Consider the following 19183-nt stretch of genomic DNA (forward strand, 5'->3'; position numbering starts at 1 on the left):
GGATTCGAGAAACGGCAGTCGAATCCAGGGAATCACAACCGATCGTGCCGTTACAGCTCGGATCGATAGGCGAGCCCCGCCTCGTCGCGATATTCCCGCATTCGGCGCCGGGGTCAGCGAATCCGGTCGGGGCAGTCCAAATCATTCAATGTTCAAATCATCCTCGATTGCCCCAGGAGTTATTCCGAAAACGTCCGATCGTCGCAGCCCGATTGCGTTTTCTTGCAACGAAACCGGCTTGCCACCCGGCCTTCCTTACCGGTACAGCGTCGGCCGACCCCGTACCGGTTCCACTCCAGATGTGCACACGACTTCGCCTGTGCCGCAATGCCGAAAGGCTGGGCCGGCCGCCGCGACCGATGATTTTCGGTCGGGGGGCCCGTCCTGACACACATGACCGATCTGACAGGAGACAGCCGCATGCAGATCCGCGCACGCCTGTGCATGAGTGCCGACGGTTATGTGACCACTCCGAACGGCTGGCCGCCCCAGGTGCTGGATCCGCTCCACGGGCCTGGCAGCCATGGCATCGCGGAATTCCTCGAGCCTGTCGAGGCGGCGCTGATGGGCCGGACCACGTTCGAACCGGCGCTCACGAACGACCGGTGGCCGTGGCCGGGCTTGCAGGTGTTCGTGCTCGGCTCGCGTCGTCCGGAGGGCACGCCCGACGATGTCATCGTCGAAAGCGATCCGGTTCGACTGCTCGAGCGCTTGCGCGCCGCCAATCGCGGTGGCGATGTCCATCTCATCGGCGGTCCCCGCACGATCGACACCTTTCGTGCGCTCGGCGCGCTCGACAAGCTGGAGCTGGTGGTCCTGCCGTTCCTGGTCGGCGGCGGAATGCGCCTCACTGATGCCTCGAGCGTCGGTACGGGCTTGGAATTCGAAACCTCGCGCGCGCTGCCGGGCGGGTCGGTCGAGATCGTCTACCGGGTACGGCCCGACGGAGCCGTCCCCGCGGCGCAGGAGCCGGACTGGGCGCCTGACTCGCAACGTCGACGCAGGAACTGACCCGAGCACGAGTCCGCCGATGACCGCCGCGCATCACCCGAGCACAGCCGGCGGTACACACTCCATGCCGCCCGCTTGGACAAACAGGCAAGCCTGGGTCTGAAGTGCCTGCGCCACAGCATATTCGCGACTTCACAAGGCGCGCGGAGCGGCTCTCTCGAGCAGCGCGCAGTCGTGCTCGCGTGCTGAGCAGTTCAACTGATCAACGGCGGGGAACAAACGGGCGCTATTGCGTGTTGTCGCTGATGCCGCTACCGTGAGGCGGTCTCCATCTTGTGGATGTAGGTGTCGACTCCCTCCCACAAGAATCCACTGTCGCCACGGCGGTCTCGTATGCCGTGCGCTCGGCAGCACGTCCGGAGCAGACAGCGCCCAGCGACCTAACGGCGCATGCAACGAGCGTCATTCCCGTAGGCGGCATTCATCGGCAACCCGCCACATTCATTCCCCCGAGGAGAAAAACCATGCAAGACAACACTATCCATAGTGAAGACAGCCCCACCGGGGAGAACCGGACTAAATCGGTCACCGGCATCCTCGACATCACGCACAACCACGCCTCGCTGCACGTCGACGGTTATCTGCCCGGACCGCGGGACGCTCATGTGCCCGCACGTTTGATCCGCGAGCACGGCCTGCGCCGCGGCGATACCGTCACCGGCACGGTCGGACCGAAACGTGAAAGCGCCAAACTCGCACCGCTCGTCGGAGTGGACAGCATCAACGGCTTGCCACCCGGCAATACCAGAGCGCGACCGCACTTCGCCGACTTGATCCCCATCTATCCCCAGGACCGGCTACGGCTGGAGACCGAGCCGCATGAACTGACCACACGCGTCACCGATCTGGTCATGCCGATAGGCAAGGGCCAGCGCGCGCTGGTCGTCGCACCGCCCAAGGCGGGCAAAACCTCTGTGCTGCAAGCCATCGCGCACGGCATCGCCAAGAATCATCCCGAATGCCAGCTGATGCTGGTATTGGTCGGGGAACGCCCGGAAGAGGTGACCGACCTGTCCCGCGCGGTACCGGCCGAGGTCGCCGCCGCGACCTTCGACCAACCGGCCCAGGACCACATCGCACTCGCCGAACTGGCCATCGAACACGCGAAACGCCTCGTCGAAATGGGTCACGACGTCGTCGTGCTACTGGACTCGCTGACCCGGCTTGCCCGCGCCTACAACCTGGCGGCCGCCGGGTCCGGCCGCATCCTCTCCGGCGGCGTCGACGCCGGGGCACTCGCGCCACCGAAGAAATTCCTCGGCGCCGCACGAAATATCGAGCACGGCGGCTCGCTCACCATCATCGCCACTGCCCTGGTCGAGACCGGCTCGCTCGCCGACACCGTGATCTTCGAGGAATACAAGGGGACCGGAAACGCCGAACTGAAGCTCGATCGGCACCTCGCCGACCGCCGTCTGTTCCCCGCGATCGACATCGACCGCTCCAGCACCCGCAAAGAGGAACTGCTGCTGTCCGCCGACGAGCTCACGGCCACGGGGTCCCTGCGCAAGACCCTCTCGGGCCGCGACCCGCAGCAAGCGCTCGAACTGCTACTGACCGGCCTCCGCCAAACCGGAACCAACCCGGAATTCCTGACCCAGATTCGCAACGCGGGCTGACAAGGGTCTACTGCGCCTGGAGACCGGCGTCTACCCCACTCGCCGCACCGAGCGAGTCGACACAGTCCTCGCGGCTCCGCGGATTGTGGATCATTCCTGGGGTGTGCGATCGAGCATCGTGAGGTAGGCATCGAGCTGGGCCGCGCCGGCGAGCAGGTTGCGGCTGCGCGCGGTCAGCCGGTCCTGCCAGGAGTCGAGGAAAGCCCGCAGCGCGTCCGCCCCGCCTGCCTCGCGCAGTGACTCGATAAACTGCGCGACCTGGGACAGCAGGTAGCCGCCTCGGCGCAATTGTCGCGCGATCTCGGCGTCGCGTATGCAGTCCGGTCCGTATTGGCGATAGCCCGTTGCCCGATCGCGTTCGGGGCGCAGGATGCCCTGGGTCTCCCAGGTGCGCAGGGTCGCCGGGTGCACGCGGATTCGGCGCGCGAGTTCGCCCACGGTCAACGGTCGACCGTGGACCGGAGTCGGCATCGCGGTGGACAGACCGCCCAAGGCCTTGGCGACCTCGGTGCGTGTGTCGCGTTCGGTGAGCAGCGCGACGTGGGAGGAGTCGATGAGCCGGTAGGCGGACTCGGTATCGCCGCGGTTGGCCGCGCGCATGATCTCCATTGCCTGCTGGTGCCCGTGGCCACCGCGCAACGCCAGGAAAGCGCGTAGCGCCTGCGCGTGCAGGAGCGTGTAGCGCCGGTAACCGGTCTCGCTGCGCTCGGTCGGCGGGAGGATGCCCGCGTCGTCGTAGTTGCGGATCGCCTGTGCGGACAACCCGTGTTCCCGGGCGAGGTCGATGGGCCGCAGGTTGCACCTCCGATCGAGTCTTTGCTCTCTGGCTTCCAGGTAAAAGCGGTAGAAGTTCCTGCGCGCCGCGCTTCCCCCATGGGCTCAGCGGCCCGCGGCGATGAGCTGGTGATCCGCTTCGAGCAGCATCCACCCGCTCAGCTGTACCGAGAGATCGCTGCTCAGGTTCGCCGACGAAGCGGCGGACGAGTGGGTGAACTGGGGAAAGGTTTCCGGATGCGCCGGCACCGTGACCGGGCGGGTCCAGTCCACACCGAACAGTGGTAGCCCATCCGCCTCGGCGCGGTGTTTCCAGGCCGCCTGCGCGGAAGCGTGCACGATATTCGCCGCGGTGGTGTCGCCCAAGGACAGTGCGGCTTCCGCGAGATATCTGGCGAGGATGCCCATGAACAGCCCGGAGTCGTCGCCGGAGGCCGCGACGATCACCCCGGCGTCGGTGAGCCTGTCCCCCGCCGCGGCGACGAGATCTGCCACGCGCCTGCGATGGTGCGATTCACCTGTGCGAAGCGCCAGCTCGGTTTCCAACCCGATGGCCACCCCCTGGCAGTAGGTGTGGACGGTCCGCTCTACTCGTCCGCCTGGCTCATGGACACCGTCGAGAACCAGGCCGCTGGCGGTGTCGCGCAATCGGGTGTGCAGGAAATCGGCGAGTTGTCCGGCGCGCGAAAGTTCGCCCAAACGCGCCATAGCGATGCCGGTCGGACCGATCGCGGGGGTGTTGTAATACTCGTCGCCGGACCGCCAGGGCACCGCACCGACATCCGGATTCCATCCCTCGATCAAACCGGCTCGCAGCTCGCCGACGGCGTCGCCGAAGCGGACGCCGAGCAGCCGGTCGGCGCGTTCGAGTGCCAATACCAACCAGGACATATCGTCGTAGTACCGGTTGGTCCAGCCGGTGAGGTTGCGGGTACGGATACCGCGTGCGATGGCGACGACCCGGTCTATGCGTTCGGGCGTGCGGGCGCGATACGCGGCGTCCACCGCACAGTCGAGAAGGTGGGCTTGCCACCAATAGCACCATCGCGCGAACGACTGGTCCAATAAGGACCCTGGCCAGACGAGCGTGCCCAGCCGCATCTGCGGCTGACCCCAGAGCGTGCGCACGTGCCGCTGCACGATGGCCTGTTCCGCCAGGTCCGCCCGCCTCCCCGGCTCCTCGGGGCCCGGGGAAACTTTCCGCGTGATCGTCACCGCCTGCGCGGGCTGGGCCAATGCGGTGAGTGCGATCGCTGCTCCGGCCGCCAGCAACACACCGCGCCGACTGATTTCCTTCTTCCGGCGATCCATCCGCTCGGACTCCCTTTACTGAACAACGATCACCGGAGCCGGAAACCGGGCAGCTCGATCCTATCGCGCAACGACCATTACGGCGCGGCGGCGACGGCTCCCCCGGTGCAGGCGGCAACGCTCAGCGTGGCTCCTGCCGGTCCGAGATCGGGAACGCTGCCCACACCGCCGCACGGATGCCCGAACATCATCGACCTGACCTTCGAACGCGCTCCAATGGGCAGCCGCATAGGGAGCCCCCCACCGGGCACCTGGGACTCGATCCTGGCCGGGATCAAGCCCTGACACCAGTCTTAAGTAGCCGCATACCGCGCTGGCTGGTTCGGTCAGCGCGATATTCCCGAGATCGACGGTGCTGAGGGAATCTCAGGGATTCATTCGGCGACCCGCGGCGGTTGGCCTCCGCTCTTTCACGCGGCGTGCAGAGCCGCAGCCACCTTGCGGGTCATCTCGTTGACGACGGGGCCGGGCTGACCGTTGCGGCTCGTTGCCGCAGCGGCTTCGAGGGCGACCAGCACGGTGGTGCGGAAGTTGTCGGCCTCGGCGGGATCCTGCTGGTCGAGCAGAGCCACCGCGGCGGCCAGGGCCGGCAGCACCTGGTCGGCGAGCTCGGCGACGGTCCTGCCGGTCAGATGGATGTCCTTGGACTTCGCGTTCAGCACGTGCCCGACCCGGCCGGTCGCCGACGTCAACGCGATGGAGCCGGCGGTGGCGGCCTTGTGGGGCTCAACGGAGGCGGCGGCGAGCAGGGAGACCGCGCCGTAGGCGGCAGAGCGGACGGTGGCCTTGTCCTGGTCGGTCAGGGTGAGGGTGGCGGACATTTTGCGCTCCTTCGAAATCCGTTGTGGCATTGGCCCGAACCGGTGTCGGTCCGGGCCTGTTTTGTTCGATGGGCATACTTTGTCCGGAGCGGCTGACAGCGCACTGATGCCGACCTGACGCGGTGACTGACACCACGTCCGACCGTTACCCCACGATGATGGTCACCGCTGACGGGTGCTGATGGTTGGGTCGACGCGGTATGCAGGCACTACGGCTCGTTCGGCCTACCGAAACCACCTCCGACGTGCCGACTTGCGGGGCTCCATCTGGACGACGATCCCGCCGAAACGTGCCTCCTGCATGGTCGCGGGGTGTCCGTCGATAAAACATGCACCGGTTCGAGTGGTCTCGACGCATTCCTCCTTCTGGGAGCCGGAGCCGTCCGGGTGCTCGAGCGTATCCGCGTAGTAGCAGATCATCCCGCCACTCATACTGGTGTTGAAACCCCTGACCCGGCGCCCGGCGTGGTCGGTGGTGCGGCTCAGGCAGTGATCGCAGACCGCGCGGGGGTAGCGTTCCTCATAGATCGTCGGCCGGTCGCAGTGCGGGCAGGGTTGCGTGTATCGACGCCCAGCGGCCGGACTTTGCATCAGGAAATCATTGCGGGCGAAGATGCTGCGTGCCGAGTCTCCTCGGACGCCCCTGCGCCGCAGTCCGATTAGAAGGAACTCGGCGTAGTCGGCTACCTCGGGAGCGATCGCTCCGCTCCGGGGTATCTCGCCTATGCGTGTGAGGCCGCCGTCGTAGGCCTCGAGCGCCAGGCGGTGCGCCACCGACAGTTCGCTGTCGGGGATGTGTCTGTTGGCATGTTCGGCTTGGGACAAGTGTTCGGCGATTACCGATTCGATGGTGTCTCCGCTCGCGGACAGTAGCCCGCTGCCGTAACTGGTCGTGGTCACCAGGACGTAGCCGTCCATCTCGCCGCGGTCGGTTCCGATTGTCTGTAAGAACGCGAAACCTTGCCCGTAGCGAGCATTCTCCAGCCCCTGGTGGGGGTATGGGACAAGAGTGTCGGGATCCCGCACCAGATCGCGCGCGATTCGCAGCGCTTCATCGTAGGTCGGCGGAGAGCTCTGGTCTGGCCGCTTCATGACCGAAAGCCTATCGCGCTGAACTTCTCTGACCTGAAAGCGAATTCGGCAGTACAGGATGCTCAGAACCGCGGTCGAGGGCGAGTGCCCGATCACTCCGCGACAGTCCCATAAGACGCACGACAGAGTCTGGAGTTCCGAAGCTTATCCTTCGGTCGCCCTGGACGTTTGGGTCCCAGTGGAATCAGTGGCTGCGATCGCGAGAGCGGCCAGGTCGAGGTGGATGTCGTCCAGCGGGACGGTGGAGCATTCGGCACGAGCGATGATCATGGCCCCCTCGACCGCTGACAGCATGAGTGCCGCGAGCCGTTCGGCGCGCGCCGCCGGAATGCCGTACTGCACCAGCGCCTGGGTCAAGGCGGTGCGCCATTGCCGATAGGCGTCACGGCAGGCGAGGGTGAGGGCGGTGGAGCGCGGAGCGGAATCGAGGGTGACCGTGCTGACCGGGCACCCGCCCAGATAGCCCGATTCGACCAGTCCGCGGCTCAAGTGCAGGGCGAATTGCTCGCAGAAGGAGCGCACGTCCGGCGCGTGGGCGGCAGTTTCCCGAATCAACCGGGTGAACTCGTCCGCGGATTCCTCGATCGCCGCGACCGCCAACTCCTGCTTCCCGCCCGGGAACAGGTAGTACAGCGAGCCCCGGGGGGCGCCGCTGGCAGCGACGATCTCACTGAGCCCGGTGGCCTGATAGCCCTGGCGTTGCAGTAACTCGCGGGCGGCCGCTACCAGGCGCGGCCGGGAATCGGATGGGGGTCGAGGCATATCTTCAGAATACTATGCCGACCGGTCAAGCTACGATCATACTATGATGACTGGTCAAGTTACTTTCGAGAAAGGTAGATAGGGATGAAGGTGCTGCTTACGGGTGCGACCGGGTTTTTGGGGCGACGTGTGGTGCATCGGCTGGTGGCCGACGGACACGACGTATCGACGTTGGTCCGGGGCACGGGCAGGCGCATTCCGCAGGTAACCGTCGTGCCGGGCAGCCTCGAGGACGTGGCGGCCTGGGAAGATCGGCTGGCCGGTATCGACGTCGTCGTTCATGCGGCGGGGCTGGTGTCGACGTGGGCTCCGCAGCGGGCCCTCGACGAGGCGATCGTGGAGGGCACGCGCGATGTGCTGGCCGCGGCCGTGCGGCACGGTGTACGCCGATTCGTCTATATCAGCAGTGAATCGGTGCTGCAGGACGGTCGGCCGCTGCTCGACATCACCGAATCCCAGCCCACCCCGGCCGTGCCCAGCTCACGCTACGGCCAAGCGAAACTCGCCGCCGAACACCTGATCCGCGCGCACGCGGATGTGATCGAGACGATCGTGCTGCGGCCCACCTTCATCTGGGGTCCGGGTTCGGGGCAGCTGGCCGACCTGGCCACTCGCGCCCGCGCCGGCAAGCTGCCGCTGATCGATCACGGTATGGCAAGTTTCGAACATGTCCACGTCGACAACGTCGCCGCCGCTGTCGCCGCCGCGCTGAGCGAGGGCACGCCCGGCGGCACGTACCTCATCACCAACGCCGAGCCGATGCCGGTCCGCGAGTTCCTGACCGGCGTGCTCGCTGCCCAGGGCGCGTCGATGCCGACTCGGTCGGTCCCGTCCGGGCCGCTATTCGCCCTCGCCCGTGCCGCCGAATGGCTCTGGTCCACCCTGCCGCTGCCCGGGCGTCCGCCACTGACCCGATTCGAGATCGAATTCCTCGCCCTGCCAAGGCGATACGACATCACCCTGGCCCGCCACGAGCTGAAGTACGAGCCCGCCGTCGGCTTCGCCGAGGGCATCGCAGGTCTCGACGAAACCCGCCTGCCCATCTAGCCGCGGCGCGGATCGGGCAGAGCCGCCCCATCACCGATCGAGGTTCCGCTTTCACGTGTCTGGCTCTAGTCGACTCGAGAGCGCGCTCATGCCGATGAGCGGGTGTCAAGAAGCGAACTTGGCGACGGCTTGCGCGGTGACCGGCGTGAAGAGGTTGATCAGGTTGCCGTCGGGATCGCGGAACAGCAACGACCGGTTCCCCCACGGCATCGTCGTTGGCTCGTTGACGAAATCCTCGACCGCATCCCGCAACCGTCGGTAATCGGCATCGACATCGGGGACCAGGAATTCGATGATCGCGGTGTGGTTGTCGGCTGGGCGCGCGCTGCCTGCCGCGAACAGCGCCACGGTGCGGGTGCTTCCGATCGCGAGCGTGCCGGCCGGTGTGACGATTTCGGCGAAATCCGGTGTAGCCCAGGTTGCTTCGACACCGGTCACGTGCTGATAGAAGCTGACCAACCGCTGGATGTCATCGGTGATCAGGCGGATCGAGACTAGCTTCATTGTGTGCTCCTGCTGTCGGATGAGGCGGAAGTTCCGCCGCCGCATGCCACCGTAGAGTCGATACCGGACAGTTTCCGCCCGGTATAGATGCGAGAATTTCCCGATGACGCGCCCCACCGCCCGCGTGCTGGCCCTGCTCGAGCTGTTGCAGGCCGGCGGTACCCATACCGTCGGTGAACTGGCCGGACGGCTGGGCGTCGATGAACGCACCGTCAGGCGATACGTCACCCATCTCACCGACCTGGATATCCCCGTCCGATCGGTTCGGGGCCGCTACGGGGGCTACCAGCTCGCCCACGGGTACCGAATGCCGCCGCTGATGCTGACTGACGACGAAGCGGTGGCGGTGTTACTCGGACTCCTCACCAACCGCGGCGCCGACCGATCGACAGCTTCCGCCCGCGCAGCCGACAGCGCGACGGCCAAACTCCGCCGCGTCCTGCCCGCCCGCCTGACGGCCCGGCTGGACGCATTGATCAACACCGTCGAGTTCACCGCCGACGCTCGCCCGGAAGTCGCTGTCGAGACCGCCGTCCTGTTCCGCCTCGCCGAGGCCACCCGCGAGCACCGACCGGTCGCGATCGACTACACCGACCGAAACGGGCGGCCCAGCGAGCGGACCGTGCACCCCTACGGGCTCGTCGACCACTCCGGCCGGTGGTACCTGACAGGGCAGGACAGCAACAGCGACGAACTACGCCAGTTCCGGCTGGACCGGATCACCGCGGTGACCACACTGCCCGGAACGTTCACTCCGCCCACCGGATTCGAGCCGGCAGCTCACCTGCTGTCCGCACTTGCCACGGCGCCCTACCGGCACGAGGTATCGATCCGAGTGCAGGGCACGCTCAGCCAGGTCCGCCCGCTGCTCCCCGCGACGATCGCGACCATGCACGAGATCGACTCACCGCCGGCCGACACTCGCCCGTGGGTCCGGGTCCGAATCCGGGCCGAACAACTCGACTGGATTCCCCCAGTCCTCGCCGGCCTGAATCGCCCGTTCGTCATCGAACACCCCGACGCCCTCAAAGACGCCGTACGCGCCCTGGCCTACCGACTCACCGCGGCCGCCGACGGCCGATACCAAACCCACAGGTAGCCCCACCGGGCACCTAGACCCGATCCGGGCCGGATCAAGCCCTACCCCCAGCCTTAAGTAGCCGCATAGCGCGCTGATCGAAACCGGCTAGCGGGCAGTGCTGGCGGAACGACGGAGCCCGACCAGTCTTCGCAGCGCCAGCGCGAGGGCGCGATACACCCTGCGACGGGCGGCCCTCATCCACATCGGCGGATGAGGGCCGTCCAGTCAGTGCGGTGGCTGGTTCACCCCGCGGCTCACTGGGAAGGCGCCAGTACCGGGCTGTTGTGATAGGCGGCGATCAGCCACTGATGGTTGCGCTTCTGGAGGACCCACGTCGCGTTCACCTTGCGCTCGTCGGTGGGAACTTCGGTCTCGCCGGCGAACAGGATGGCGGATTCGCTGATGACGATCGCGGCATCCTCGCCGATGAAGCGGACGCTGAGCTGTTTGTTGTAGGTTGAGCTGCCCGCGAGCGGCCCCGCGAAGGCCAGTGCCATGTTCTGGCGGATCACCTCACGGCCGTCGCGGAGCGAGCCCGTCATGATGGCGGTCGCGTCCGCGGAGTAGTTGGCGACCATGGCGTCGGCGTCGCCCGCCTCCCACGCCTTGTAGGAATCAGCCAGCACGGCCTGGATCGCGGCCTCGTCTGCGGCGCGATGGTTCGACATCGGAGTCTCCCTTGGTGGTCGGATCGCCTGCAGTGTTCCGGCGACCTCGGGAATACATACCGGCGGCGGCATCCGAACTCATCGCGCCGCTGGAAGGAAACTTTCCGGTCTAGGCGTCGAGTCGGGCCGCCAGGCCGAAAGCCGCGAAAATCTCGGGATCCTGGAACACCGAATTCCGGCTGATGCCCTCGGGGGTGACCGTGAAGATCTGGAGCGTGTGCAGTTCGTACCGGCCACCGACACGCTGATAGGCGGCGAATCCGGGTTGGCCGCCGTTGGCGGCGACCTGCTGGAGAACCCAGTCCTTCCCGGCCGCCTCGAAGACCCATTCCATGAACCGGCCGTAGTTGCCGCGGCCGGAGAACCAGTTGAGCATCGGCGGCATCTCCATAATCACGTCCTCGGTGAGCAGACGCTTGAGGCCCTCGATGTCGGCGTGCGCGAACGCCGTCATGTAGCGCTCGACCCAGGCGCGCTGCTCGGTCGTGGACGGTTCGCGGACCCGTTCCAACCCGACCCCGATCTCTTTCAGGCGGGTGCGCGCCCGCTGCAGGGAGCTGTTCACCGATACGACGGTGGTGCCGAGAATTTCCGCCGTCTCGGCGGCGGAGAAGCTGAGCACCTCACGCAGGATCAGCGCACCGCGCTGACGCGCCGACAGGTGCTGCAGGGCGGAAGCGAATGCCAAGCGCAGGCTGCTGTGATCGATCACGATCCCGGACGGATCGGCATTGTCCAGCAACGAATCCGGTAAGGGCTGCAGCCAGGCGGCGTGCTCTCCCCGCACGAAAGGCCCGAGCGGATCCGCCGCTGCCACCAATCCAGATGGCAGCGGTCGGCCGCCGCGAGTCTGCAGCGCGGTCAGGCAGACGTTGGTCGCGATCCGGTAGAGCCAGGTGCGCAGTGAGCTGCGCGTTTCGTCGTACTGCTCCCGCGCCCGCCACGCCCGCAGATACGTGTCTTGGACCAGGTCCTCAGCGTCGTGCGCCGAGCCCAGCATCCGGTAGCAGTACGCCAGCAGCTCCGTCCGGAACGGTTCGATCCGCCGATCGAAGCCTTCTTCCCTCGTCATCACGCCTCATCTCCACGACCGTCGCGAGCACCGGATCGGCGACTGCGGTGGTCATCCGCTGCGGAAGGGTCGACCACCACGCGGGTCGTCAACAGCCCGGCCATGGCCGACCTCTCGGCCATCCGCTTCAGCCGCATACCGCGCTGACCGAACCGACCGGCGCGCAGCCCGGCCGTACGGCTGGGCCCCCACCCGAGATACCGGACGGGGCCCAGCAGAGTCTCTACTAGCAACGATGTGCGCGCTACCCAACTTCTTCGCAGCGCCTCAGACGTTGAAGCGGAACTAGACCGCGGTGGCGTCGAATATCTGCACGTCAAAAGGCCTGTTCGCACCTCGACTCGCGTTCCGGAACCGAATATCCTCTGCGCAGGATCCACCGGTCCAACCGTGGCCGGTGCCGCCTCCCCTGCTGCTTCGCTCGGCTGGCTCTGGTGAGCTCGAGTGCGCGCTCATGCCGACAGCCCTGATCCGTTATGTCGTGCCAGAACGACACTGGGAGACCGTCCACGACAAACGGCTTGGCGATGCCTTCCCGGGGGCGCACCGCAGAGGCCCCCGAGCCCGCAGTCCGTACCCAGGCCTGGAATCCGAAGACTTCAGAGACTGCGGCGAGGCGGGCAGGCCCATTCGCGTTCAGTGAGGCCCTTGTGCGGCTTTGGTCCGCGATAGCGACGGCGAGCGAGGGTGCATCTGGCGACCTACAAGCGCGGTCTCGCGGCTCATATGCGTCAGCTTCTCGGGATTTCGAATCGAGTAGAGGCCGCTGACAAGGCCATCCTCGATGCGCAGGGCGATGACGGTGTCGACCTCGCCGTCCACCCGGATCACCAGGGCCGGATAGCCATTGACCTCGGCGAGCTCGACCTCCATGGTGGCGAGCACGCGCGAACTGGCCGCCAGCATGCGGGCCACCTTGCCCGCGCCCGAAACCGGCTGTAGCACAGCCTGTTTGATGCCACCGCCATCACCCACCAGCACCACATCGGGTGCGAGGACATCGAGCAGGCCCTGCACGTCACCCGTTTCGATCGCACGGTGGAAGGCCTTGAGCGCGCCCCGGGATTCGGCCGGGGAGGCCGCGCCGCGCGGGCGGCGGGCCGCGACGTGCGCCCGGGCGCGATGGGCGATTTGACGGACTGCGGCCGGGGTCTTGTCGACGGCTGCGGCGATCTCGTCGTAGGGCAGATCGAAGACCTCGCGCAGCACGAAGACCGCGCGCTCGGTGGGAGCCAGGGTCTCCAGCACCAGCAGCATGGCCATCGAGACGTGCTCGGCCAACTCTACGTCCTCGGCCACATCTGGGGTGGTTAGCAGCGGCTCGGGGAGCCAGGAGCCGATGTAGGACTCCTTGCGGCGGCCGAGGGTGCGCAGGCGGCCGAGGGCCTGGCGGGTGGTGATCTGCACCAAGTACGGACGCTCGTCGCGCACGGTCGTGACATCGACGCCGACCCATTTCAGCCAGGTCTCCTGCAGCACGTCCTCGGCGTCGGCGGCCGAGCCGAGAATCTCGTAGGCAACCGTGAACAGCAGATTGCGATGGGTGACGAAGGCTTCGGTGGCGGCATCCGCGGCCATGGGTGGCTCCCGTTCTGTCGATCTCGAGCGGCGTCGTGCATTGGATGCCACCAGACACCCATTTTGTGACACACACGGCGCGTGACCGGCGTCACCCCGCCCGGCTGTCACAACGGCACGGCGGCGTGGCTCTTCATGCCGACCCCGATTCAGAGATAGAGACTTGGAGAACTGTCATGAACATCGCACTGTGGATCGCCGCCGGAGTGCTGTCCGCCGTCGCCCTGACCGGCGGCATCACCAAGGTGGCCGTGCCGCAGCGAAAGCTGGTCACTTTGCCGAGCGCCGCGTGGACCGGACGCGTCGACGCCGCGACCATCAAGGGTCTCGGGGTGCTGGAACTCCTGGCCGCGGCGGGGCTGACGTTGCCCCTGCTGCTCGATATCGCGCCCGTGATGGTGGCCGTGACCGCGGTCTTTTGGGCGCTGCTGATGGTCGGCGCGGCGATCGTCCATTTCCGTAACGGTGAAATGATGGCTATCGCGGCGAACGTCGTTTATCTGGCGGTTTCGGTCTTCGTGGCGCTGGGCCGATTCTGAGTCCATAGAGCAACCCCGCGCTGCGGGAAGCGGCGGCCACTATGGGTAGTCGATCGCTCGGCGCCGGCGAAACGACTGGGCCCCCACTCGGACACCGAATGGGGGCTCAGCATAGTCTCTACCAGCAGCGATACACGCGCCGCCCTACTTCTTCGCGGCGCCTCAGACGTTGAAGCGGAACTCGACCGCGTTTCGCAGTAGAATCACGTCATGCCGATCATTCCTGTCCGCGCCGCAATCTACCTGCGGGTGAGCCTCGACCAGACCGGCGAAGGGCTCGCCGTCGAGCGCCAGCGCGAGGACTGCGAGGCCATCGCCAAGTCAAAGGGGTGGACTGTGGTCGAAACGTACACGGACAACAGCATCTCCGCGTTCAACAAGGCGAAGAACCGGCCCGCCTACGAGCAGATGGTCGAGGACTACAAGGCCGGCCGGTTCAATGCCCTCATCACTTGGGACCTGGACAGGCTCACACGCCAGCCTCGCCAGCTCGAGGACTGGATCGATGCCGCTGAAACGCAAGGTCTCCGGCTCGTCACCGCCAACGGTGAAGCCGACCTGCAAACCGACGGCGGCCGGATGTACGCCCGCATCAAGGCGGCGGTTGCGCGGGCCGAGATGGAACGGAAAGGCGCACGGCAAAGTCGTGCTCAACGCCAGCGAGCCGCCAAGGGCCGCCCGCCGCGGGGTGTTCGCGCCACTGGATACACACTCGACGGTGAGCTCGTCCACGACGAGGCTGAAGCAGTCCGCGCGGTGTACCAAGCATTCGCGAACGGATCCTCGCTGAAAGCCATCGCCGCTGCGCTCTCCGGCGCCGAACCAACCGTGCGCGCGGTCGGCGATAGGACGATGATCCAAGATCTGCCGAAATCGGTTCCGCCCCTGCCAACGCGTAGCGGCCGACCGTGGAACCCGACGTCGGTCATCTCAATTCTTCGGAACCCTCGCTACGCGGGGTGGAGCATGCTCGACGGTGAGATCGTCCGCGACGAAGCCGGGGCACCGGTGCGCGGTCAGTGGGAAGCCATTGTGCCGGACGGGATCTGGCTGGATGTGCAGCGCAGGCTGGACGATCCGCGGCGTAAGTCGAATCGCGCCGGTACCGAACGCAAACACCTCGGATCCGGCCTCTACCTCTGCGGTATCTGTGACGCTCCTGTTCGGGCGCACGGACTCCGATACCGCTGCGCGGGGCACATCATGCGAGTTCGGAATCTCGTCGATGGGCTCGTCTTACGGTTCGTCGAACGTCGGCTCGAGCAACCGGACCTTGCTGATCTCCTTATCCGACAGGACGATGACCGGATCGAAACAATCGTCCGAGCAGAACAGACGGAGCGCGATCGGCTTAAGCGAGCGCGCGCCGACTACAAGGCAGAACTCATCGACGGCGAGTTGTTTGCCGAGATCAAGCAAGAGACCGAAGACAAGATCGCAGCTCTGGAATCCGAGCGAATCGGCCTCACCGCTGGCACAGCTGCATCCGAGATTCTGCGCGCCCCTTCGCCAATCGATGCCTTCAATAACGCTGACCTCGCCGCCCGCCGAGCAGTGATCGAGCTGTTGTGCGAGGTCCGCTTATATTCGGCGCCGCGAGGGCGGAAACTATTTGATCCCGAGTCTGTGCAGATCCGACCGAAGTGAACGAAAAGGCATCTAATCCTTGCGGCGCAAAATGCGATATTTCCAACCAAGGAGATACGACCGACGTGCCATTATTCGGAAAACGCACCATAAGCCCAGCCTGTCACATGACTCAACTGAACCCGAAGAAACTCATGTGAAATTACCCTATTACCCACCCAGCATTTTGCGTTCCTCAGATGAATGAACGCGACAGTCCCATGTCCCTGATGTTCTTTCGTTTCAATGTAGCTGTCGCCAGTTTCAGGGTAGGTATCAGCAACCGAGTCGAATAGAAGCTTTGCCATTGGGTCTATCAGCGCCTGAGCGTGATATTGATTCGCCATTTCCTCGTATCTGAAATTCGCACCTCCAGACCGCATGAGTTCGCTCGCGTTGGTGAAGAATTCTCGGCCGGAGACAACGCTTCCACTTGCGATGCCCCATGGCATATATAAAGTCAGACTGGGCGCAGCCACATGAGAAAGTTCGACAATCCGCTGGAGCGACGGGTCAGGTTTTCCGTGCCAGTCAACCACCGTCGTGAAGTCAGGCATATGAGTAGACTCTGGCAGCGCCTCGTCTTCGTGTGAATTCATCAATCTCCTTTAGGGTTTCTATTCATTTTATCACGAAGAGCGAGTGCTACGCGGGAACCTTTCTGGATTTACTGGCAATAACGCCGCCACAAGAGGTCAAACTCCCCCATCGCGCATAAGATTGATGGGCGGTGTTAAATTGTTACGCACCGACGACGCCCTAGTTTTATCGTTCCGGCCCCTGTACCGCGAGCAGTGTCAGCCCACACTCCCAACTCTGCGCTGCGTCGATCGTAGGCTCCCAATAGACTCCGGTCGCCTTCCCCTGCGACCCCGAACGTGGACGGTAGGAGGCTAGCCAGCTCGTGTTCAAGTAGATCCCGCCCCACGGCAGGCCACCATGCGGCAGAATGCTTCCAGCCGGGATGGGCTTTACGCATGCGCACTCCTCGGCGGGAGCGCTGATGCGAGATCACGATGCGGAATAAATGGATTTGGAGGAGCATGGACCTGAGTAGTTTCGCTGGATTCGGCATCCGGGGTTACAAAAGTTTCGGTGGAAACTCAATCGAAACTGTTGGCCCAATGGATCGCATTCACCTACTTGTCGGAAAGAATAACGTCGGGAAGTCGAACACTCTCCGAGCCATGCTCGATGTTGTGGATGCATTCCGCGCGGACCTGCGCAGCAGCATTCACCCACAGAAGCTTTACGACAATACTCCGGAAGACCAGCCGGTAGCTTCGTCTAGGATAGTTCGCTTGGGGTTTCACCTCACAGAAGAGGTACTGGCGCCATTTAAGGACGATTTGCAGGAGCGAAATGGCCGACCCTACCCCATGACAATATTAGACCTCTTTAGATTTGAACCATACTCGCTGGGATACTCAGACACCTGCTGGCTCGATTTTGAAGTTAGACAGGAGGAGCGGAGGTCTAACACGAGTAAGATAAAACTTTCCGAGAAACAGTTCAGCTCCGCAATGACACAGTTCGGTGCAGCAGAAACCCACGCTATTACCAGTTGGCTCCACCAAGTGAGCAAGCCCACCGGGCTTATCAACCGATCTCCTTTTGACATGTTCTGCTCAGTGATGGAGCGCCTTCCGCTGGTAGATATTATTCCGCCCTTTGAACAAGTGGATGCGATTCGGGAGGTTACCGCAGATTCCGTCGACTCGAAATCGCTTCCTTTCGCCAATGGTCGAGGGATTATTCGCAGTCTTGCGGCCATCCAGCGCCCGTCGCGGGAAAGGCACAGAATTGATACGAGGCGCTATCAAGCATTCATCCGATTCGTAAAGGCAGTGCTCGACGATCCTGATGCGAACGTAGAAATACCCGACGAGCGAAACGATATCCTCGTACACATTGGCAAGAAGGGCAAGGTCGAATCTATAGCCAACCTCGGAACAGGCGTTGCAGAGGTGATCATAATCGGTGCTGCAACCACGGTGACCACTGGCAAACTTATCTGCATTGAAGAGCCAGAGTTGCACCTCCACCCCACGCTACAGCGAACGCTAATTCAGTACCTCGCCAGTCACACAGAGAACCGATACTTGATCTCGACTCATTCGGCATCGATGCTGGACTCCACAATCGCGTCAATCTCACACATAACGATGGACGTCGACGGCTGGACGCATATTGATCCTGTCATTTCTAACTCTACACTGTCCCACGCGGTCGCCGACCTCGGCAATCGCGCTTCCGATATTGTTCAGTCCAATTTTGTATTGTGGGTTGAAGGCCCGTCAGACAGAATCTATCTGAAATACTGGATCAGCGTGATTGCAGCCGAACTTATCGAGGGTGTTCATTACTCGATCATGTTCTACGGTGGCGCGTTGCTCAATCATCTAACGGCAGAAGATGAAGAAGTAAGCGACTTCATTCAGCTCGCAATGATAAACCGCAACCTAGCGATAGTCATCGACTCGGACAAAAAGAGTGGGGATAGTGAGATAAACGACACTAAGAAGCGAGTTACGTTCGAATTCGAAAAGTATGGTGCCAAGGCATGGATTACTAATGGATACACCATAGAGAATTATGTTCCAGCCGAGGTCCTTCGAAGCGCTATTTCCGAAAAGTATCCCTCGCATGTATACAGCATGCCCGAGGGTCAGTACGTGTCCCCGCTGAGTAGTTGCTTCCAAGGCACGAAGAATAGCCAACCGAGTAAGATCGGCATCGCGAAGGTCGTTGTTGCACGCGAGATACCCCTTGAGCTGTGGGCGTTCGATCTCAAAGAACAAGTTATTGATCTCGTAAACAGAATCCAAGCAGCGAACGGGCAACTGACGATGTCCACCTAAACCTTGGAGTAACCCTCCAAGTCCCTGTCATGACTATTTTTCTTTGACGGTTTGAGTGCAGACCAGCCGGAAAATCGTCGATGCTTACGCATCAATTCCGTGGACGGGTAAGCATCATTCCGCAGACTCTGTTGCGACGAATGGCAGTGCGCCGATTCCGGCGGGGATCGGTCTAGCGTCCTGGAGCGCGCCACGGGACCCGCACCAGCCGCGCCAGATCACTTTCAAAGGGTTACACATACAAATGGTGAAGGCGCGCCCGATGCTTGGTGGAGAACCTGAGACTCAACGACCTGCTCCTCACGCCGTCTTCGTAGGCCCCCACTCTGGCCGCACCGGTTGGGGCGGGTAAGTGCTCGGAGCGGCGGTGCGCGACCGGCACGGCCGCGAACGCGTCGATTGCTTCTGCACTTCTGCGCGGCAGCATCCGGACCGCAGATCTCCGGCGCAGCCCTACTCGCCTGTCTGGCGGCATGAGACCGAACTCTTTTGCGGTGCCCGGGACTCCCTGTTGTGGTTACTTGGGTCAAAACTCGCATGCCCTGAACCGACGCATTCGCATCCGACAATCCCACTGCACTGAGCGCATCGTATGCGCGGACACGCCACCGTCGGCGGCCCAGCTATAGAAGCAACGCACGCACCTGACGCAGCCATCCACCGACCCCCTTGTGGTCCCTCCCCTTGTGGTTCCCTCCTCCCTCCCCTTGTGGTCCCACCCTCTCTCCCTCTCTTTTCCTCCCCAATGTTTGGTGTTGGCTCCCTCCCCACCCGGCCGACACTCTCTATGAACAGCGAAGCCATAGAGAGTGTCGGC

Annotated in this window: 17 protein-coding genes; 7 read left to right on the plus strand and 10 right to left on the minus strand. The window is 63.9% G+C overall.

The features are described 5' to 3' along the window. Positions 1 to 393 precede the first annotated feature (393 nt). Complete coding sequence (locus ACFV2O_RS35230; protein ID WP_379256014.1) at positions 394 to 1011, plus strand: dihydrofolate reductase family protein; 618 nt, start codon at positions 394 to 396, stop codon at positions 1009 to 1011. Between the two features lie 464 nt (positions 1012 to 1475). Beyond that, entirely contained in the window at positions 1476 to 2630 is a 1155-nt protein-coding gene (locus ACFV2O_RS35235; protein WP_379256016.1) for a transcription termination factor Rho, short form, read from the plus strand. 90 nt (positions 2631 to 2720) lie between these two features. Here the strand turns inward: ACFV2O_RS35235 and ACFV2O_RS35240 are convergent, their stop codons facing one another. From ACFV2O_RS35240 to ACFV2O_RS35260, 5 genes are all read right to left on the minus strand, one after another. After that, complete coding sequence (locus ACFV2O_RS35240) at positions 2721 to 3425, minus strand: MerR family transcriptional regulator (RefSeq protein WP_379256035.1); 705 nt, start codon at positions 3423 to 3425, stop codon at positions 2721 to 2723. 84 nt (positions 3426 to 3509) lie between these two features. Then, the gene (locus ACFV2O_RS35245; RefSeq protein ID WP_379256017.1) at positions 3510 to 4715 is read right to left on the minus strand and encodes a glycoside hydrolase family 76 protein; all 1206 of its coding nucleotides are present in this window, start codon (positions 4713 to 4715) and stop codon (positions 3510 to 3512) included. A gap of 410 nt (positions 4716 to 5125) precedes the next feature. Continuing rightward, complete coding sequence (locus ACFV2O_RS35250) at positions 5126 to 5536, minus strand: hypothetical protein (RefSeq protein ID WP_379256018.1); 411 nt, start codon at positions 5534 to 5536, stop codon at positions 5126 to 5128. 225 nt (positions 5537 to 5761) lie between these two features. After that, positions 5762 to 6628: a hypothetical protein gene (locus tag ACFV2O_RS35255; RefSeq protein WP_355078633.1), complete on the minus strand. Its 867-nt coding sequence runs from the start codon at positions 6626 to 6628 to the stop codon at positions 5762 to 5764. Positions 6629 to 6772: 144 nt separating this feature from the next. Further along, the gene (locus tag ACFV2O_RS35260) at positions 6773 to 7390 is read right to left on the minus strand and encodes a TetR/AcrR family transcriptional regulator (protein ID WP_379256020.1); all 618 of its coding nucleotides are present in this window, start codon (positions 7388 to 7390) and stop codon (positions 6773 to 6775) included. A gap of 84 nt (positions 7391 to 7474) precedes the next feature. Between ACFV2O_RS35260 and ACFV2O_RS35265 the strand changes: the two genes are divergently transcribed. Then, on the plus strand, positions 7475 to 8437 hold the full coding sequence (locus ACFV2O_RS35265) for an NAD-dependent epimerase/dehydratase family protein (protein ID WP_379256021.1): 963 nt from the start codon (positions 7475 to 7477) through the stop codon (positions 8435 to 8437). A 105-nt stretch (positions 8438 to 8542) separates the two neighbouring features. On the opposite strand, the gene ACFV2O_RS35270 is transcribed toward ACFV2O_RS35265, so the two are convergent. Continuing rightward, positions 8543 to 8941 (minus strand): VOC family protein, encoded by a 399-nt coding sequence (locus tag ACFV2O_RS35270; RefSeq protein ID WP_355078630.1) that lies wholly within the window; start codon positions 8939 to 8941, stop codon positions 8543 to 8545. 103 nt (positions 8942 to 9044) lie between these two features. On the opposite strand from ACFV2O_RS35270, the gene ACFV2O_RS35275 reads away from it, so the two are divergent. Then, positions 9045 to 10040: a helix-turn-helix transcriptional regulator gene (locus ACFV2O_RS35275; protein WP_379256023.1), complete on the plus strand. Its 996-nt coding sequence runs from the start codon at positions 9045 to 9047 to the stop codon at positions 10038 to 10040. 236 nt (positions 10041 to 10276) lie between these two features. Here ACFV2O_RS35275 and ACFV2O_RS35280 read toward each other — a convergent pair whose 3' ends face one another. From ACFV2O_RS35280 to ACFV2O_RS35290, 3 genes are all read right to left on the minus strand, one after another. Then, entirely contained in the window at positions 10277 to 10690 is a 414-nt protein-coding gene (locus ACFV2O_RS35280; protein WP_379256024.1) for an SgcJ/EcaC family oxidoreductase, read from the minus strand. A 109-nt stretch (positions 10691 to 10799) separates the two neighbouring features. Continuing rightward, complete coding sequence (locus tag ACFV2O_RS35285; RefSeq protein WP_379256026.1) at positions 10800 to 11762, minus strand: sigma-70 family RNA polymerase sigma factor; 963 nt, start codon at positions 11760 to 11762, stop codon at positions 10800 to 10802. Between the two features lie 636 nt (positions 11763 to 12398). Next, positions 12399 to 13340, minus strand: coding sequence for an RNA polymerase sigma-70 factor (locus ACFV2O_RS35290; protein WP_379256027.1), 942 nt, complete (start codon positions 13338 to 13340; stop codon positions 12399 to 12401). Between the two features lie 176 nt (positions 13341 to 13516). On the opposite strand from ACFV2O_RS35290, the gene ACFV2O_RS35295 reads away from it, so the two are divergent. Both ACFV2O_RS35295 and ACFV2O_RS35300 read left to right on the plus strand, forming a co-directional pair. Continuing rightward, entirely contained in the window at positions 13517 to 13879 is a 363-nt protein-coding gene (locus ACFV2O_RS35295) for a DoxX family protein (RefSeq protein WP_379256028.1), read from the plus strand. Positions 13880 to 14089: 210 nt separating this feature from the next. Next, positions 14090 to 15526: a recombinase family protein gene (locus ACFV2O_RS35300; protein WP_379256029.1), complete on the plus strand. Its 1437-nt coding sequence runs from the start codon at positions 14090 to 14092 to the stop codon at positions 15524 to 15526. A 71-nt stretch (positions 15527 to 15597) separates the two neighbouring features. Here ACFV2O_RS35300 and ACFV2O_RS35305 read toward each other — a convergent pair whose 3' ends face one another. Next, complete coding sequence (locus tag ACFV2O_RS35305) at positions 15598 to 16104, minus strand: hypothetical protein (protein WP_379256030.1); 507 nt, start codon at positions 16102 to 16104, stop codon at positions 15598 to 15600. Between the two features lie 588 nt (positions 16105 to 16692). Here ACFV2O_RS35305 and ACFV2O_RS35310 point away from each other — a divergent pair. Next, positions 16693 to 18366 (plus strand): ATP-dependent endonuclease, encoded by a 1674-nt coding sequence (locus tag ACFV2O_RS35310; RefSeq protein WP_379256032.1) that lies wholly within the window; start codon positions 16693 to 16695, stop codon positions 18364 to 18366. Positions 18367 to 19183: the final 817 nt, after the last annotated feature.

The sequence above is a fragment of the Nocardia sp. NPDC059691 genome (assembly GCF_042733915.1).
In the GTDB taxonomy this organism is placed as follows: Bacteria; Actinomycetota; Actinomycetes; order Mycobacteriales; family Mycobacteriaceae; genus Nocardia; species Nocardia sichangensis.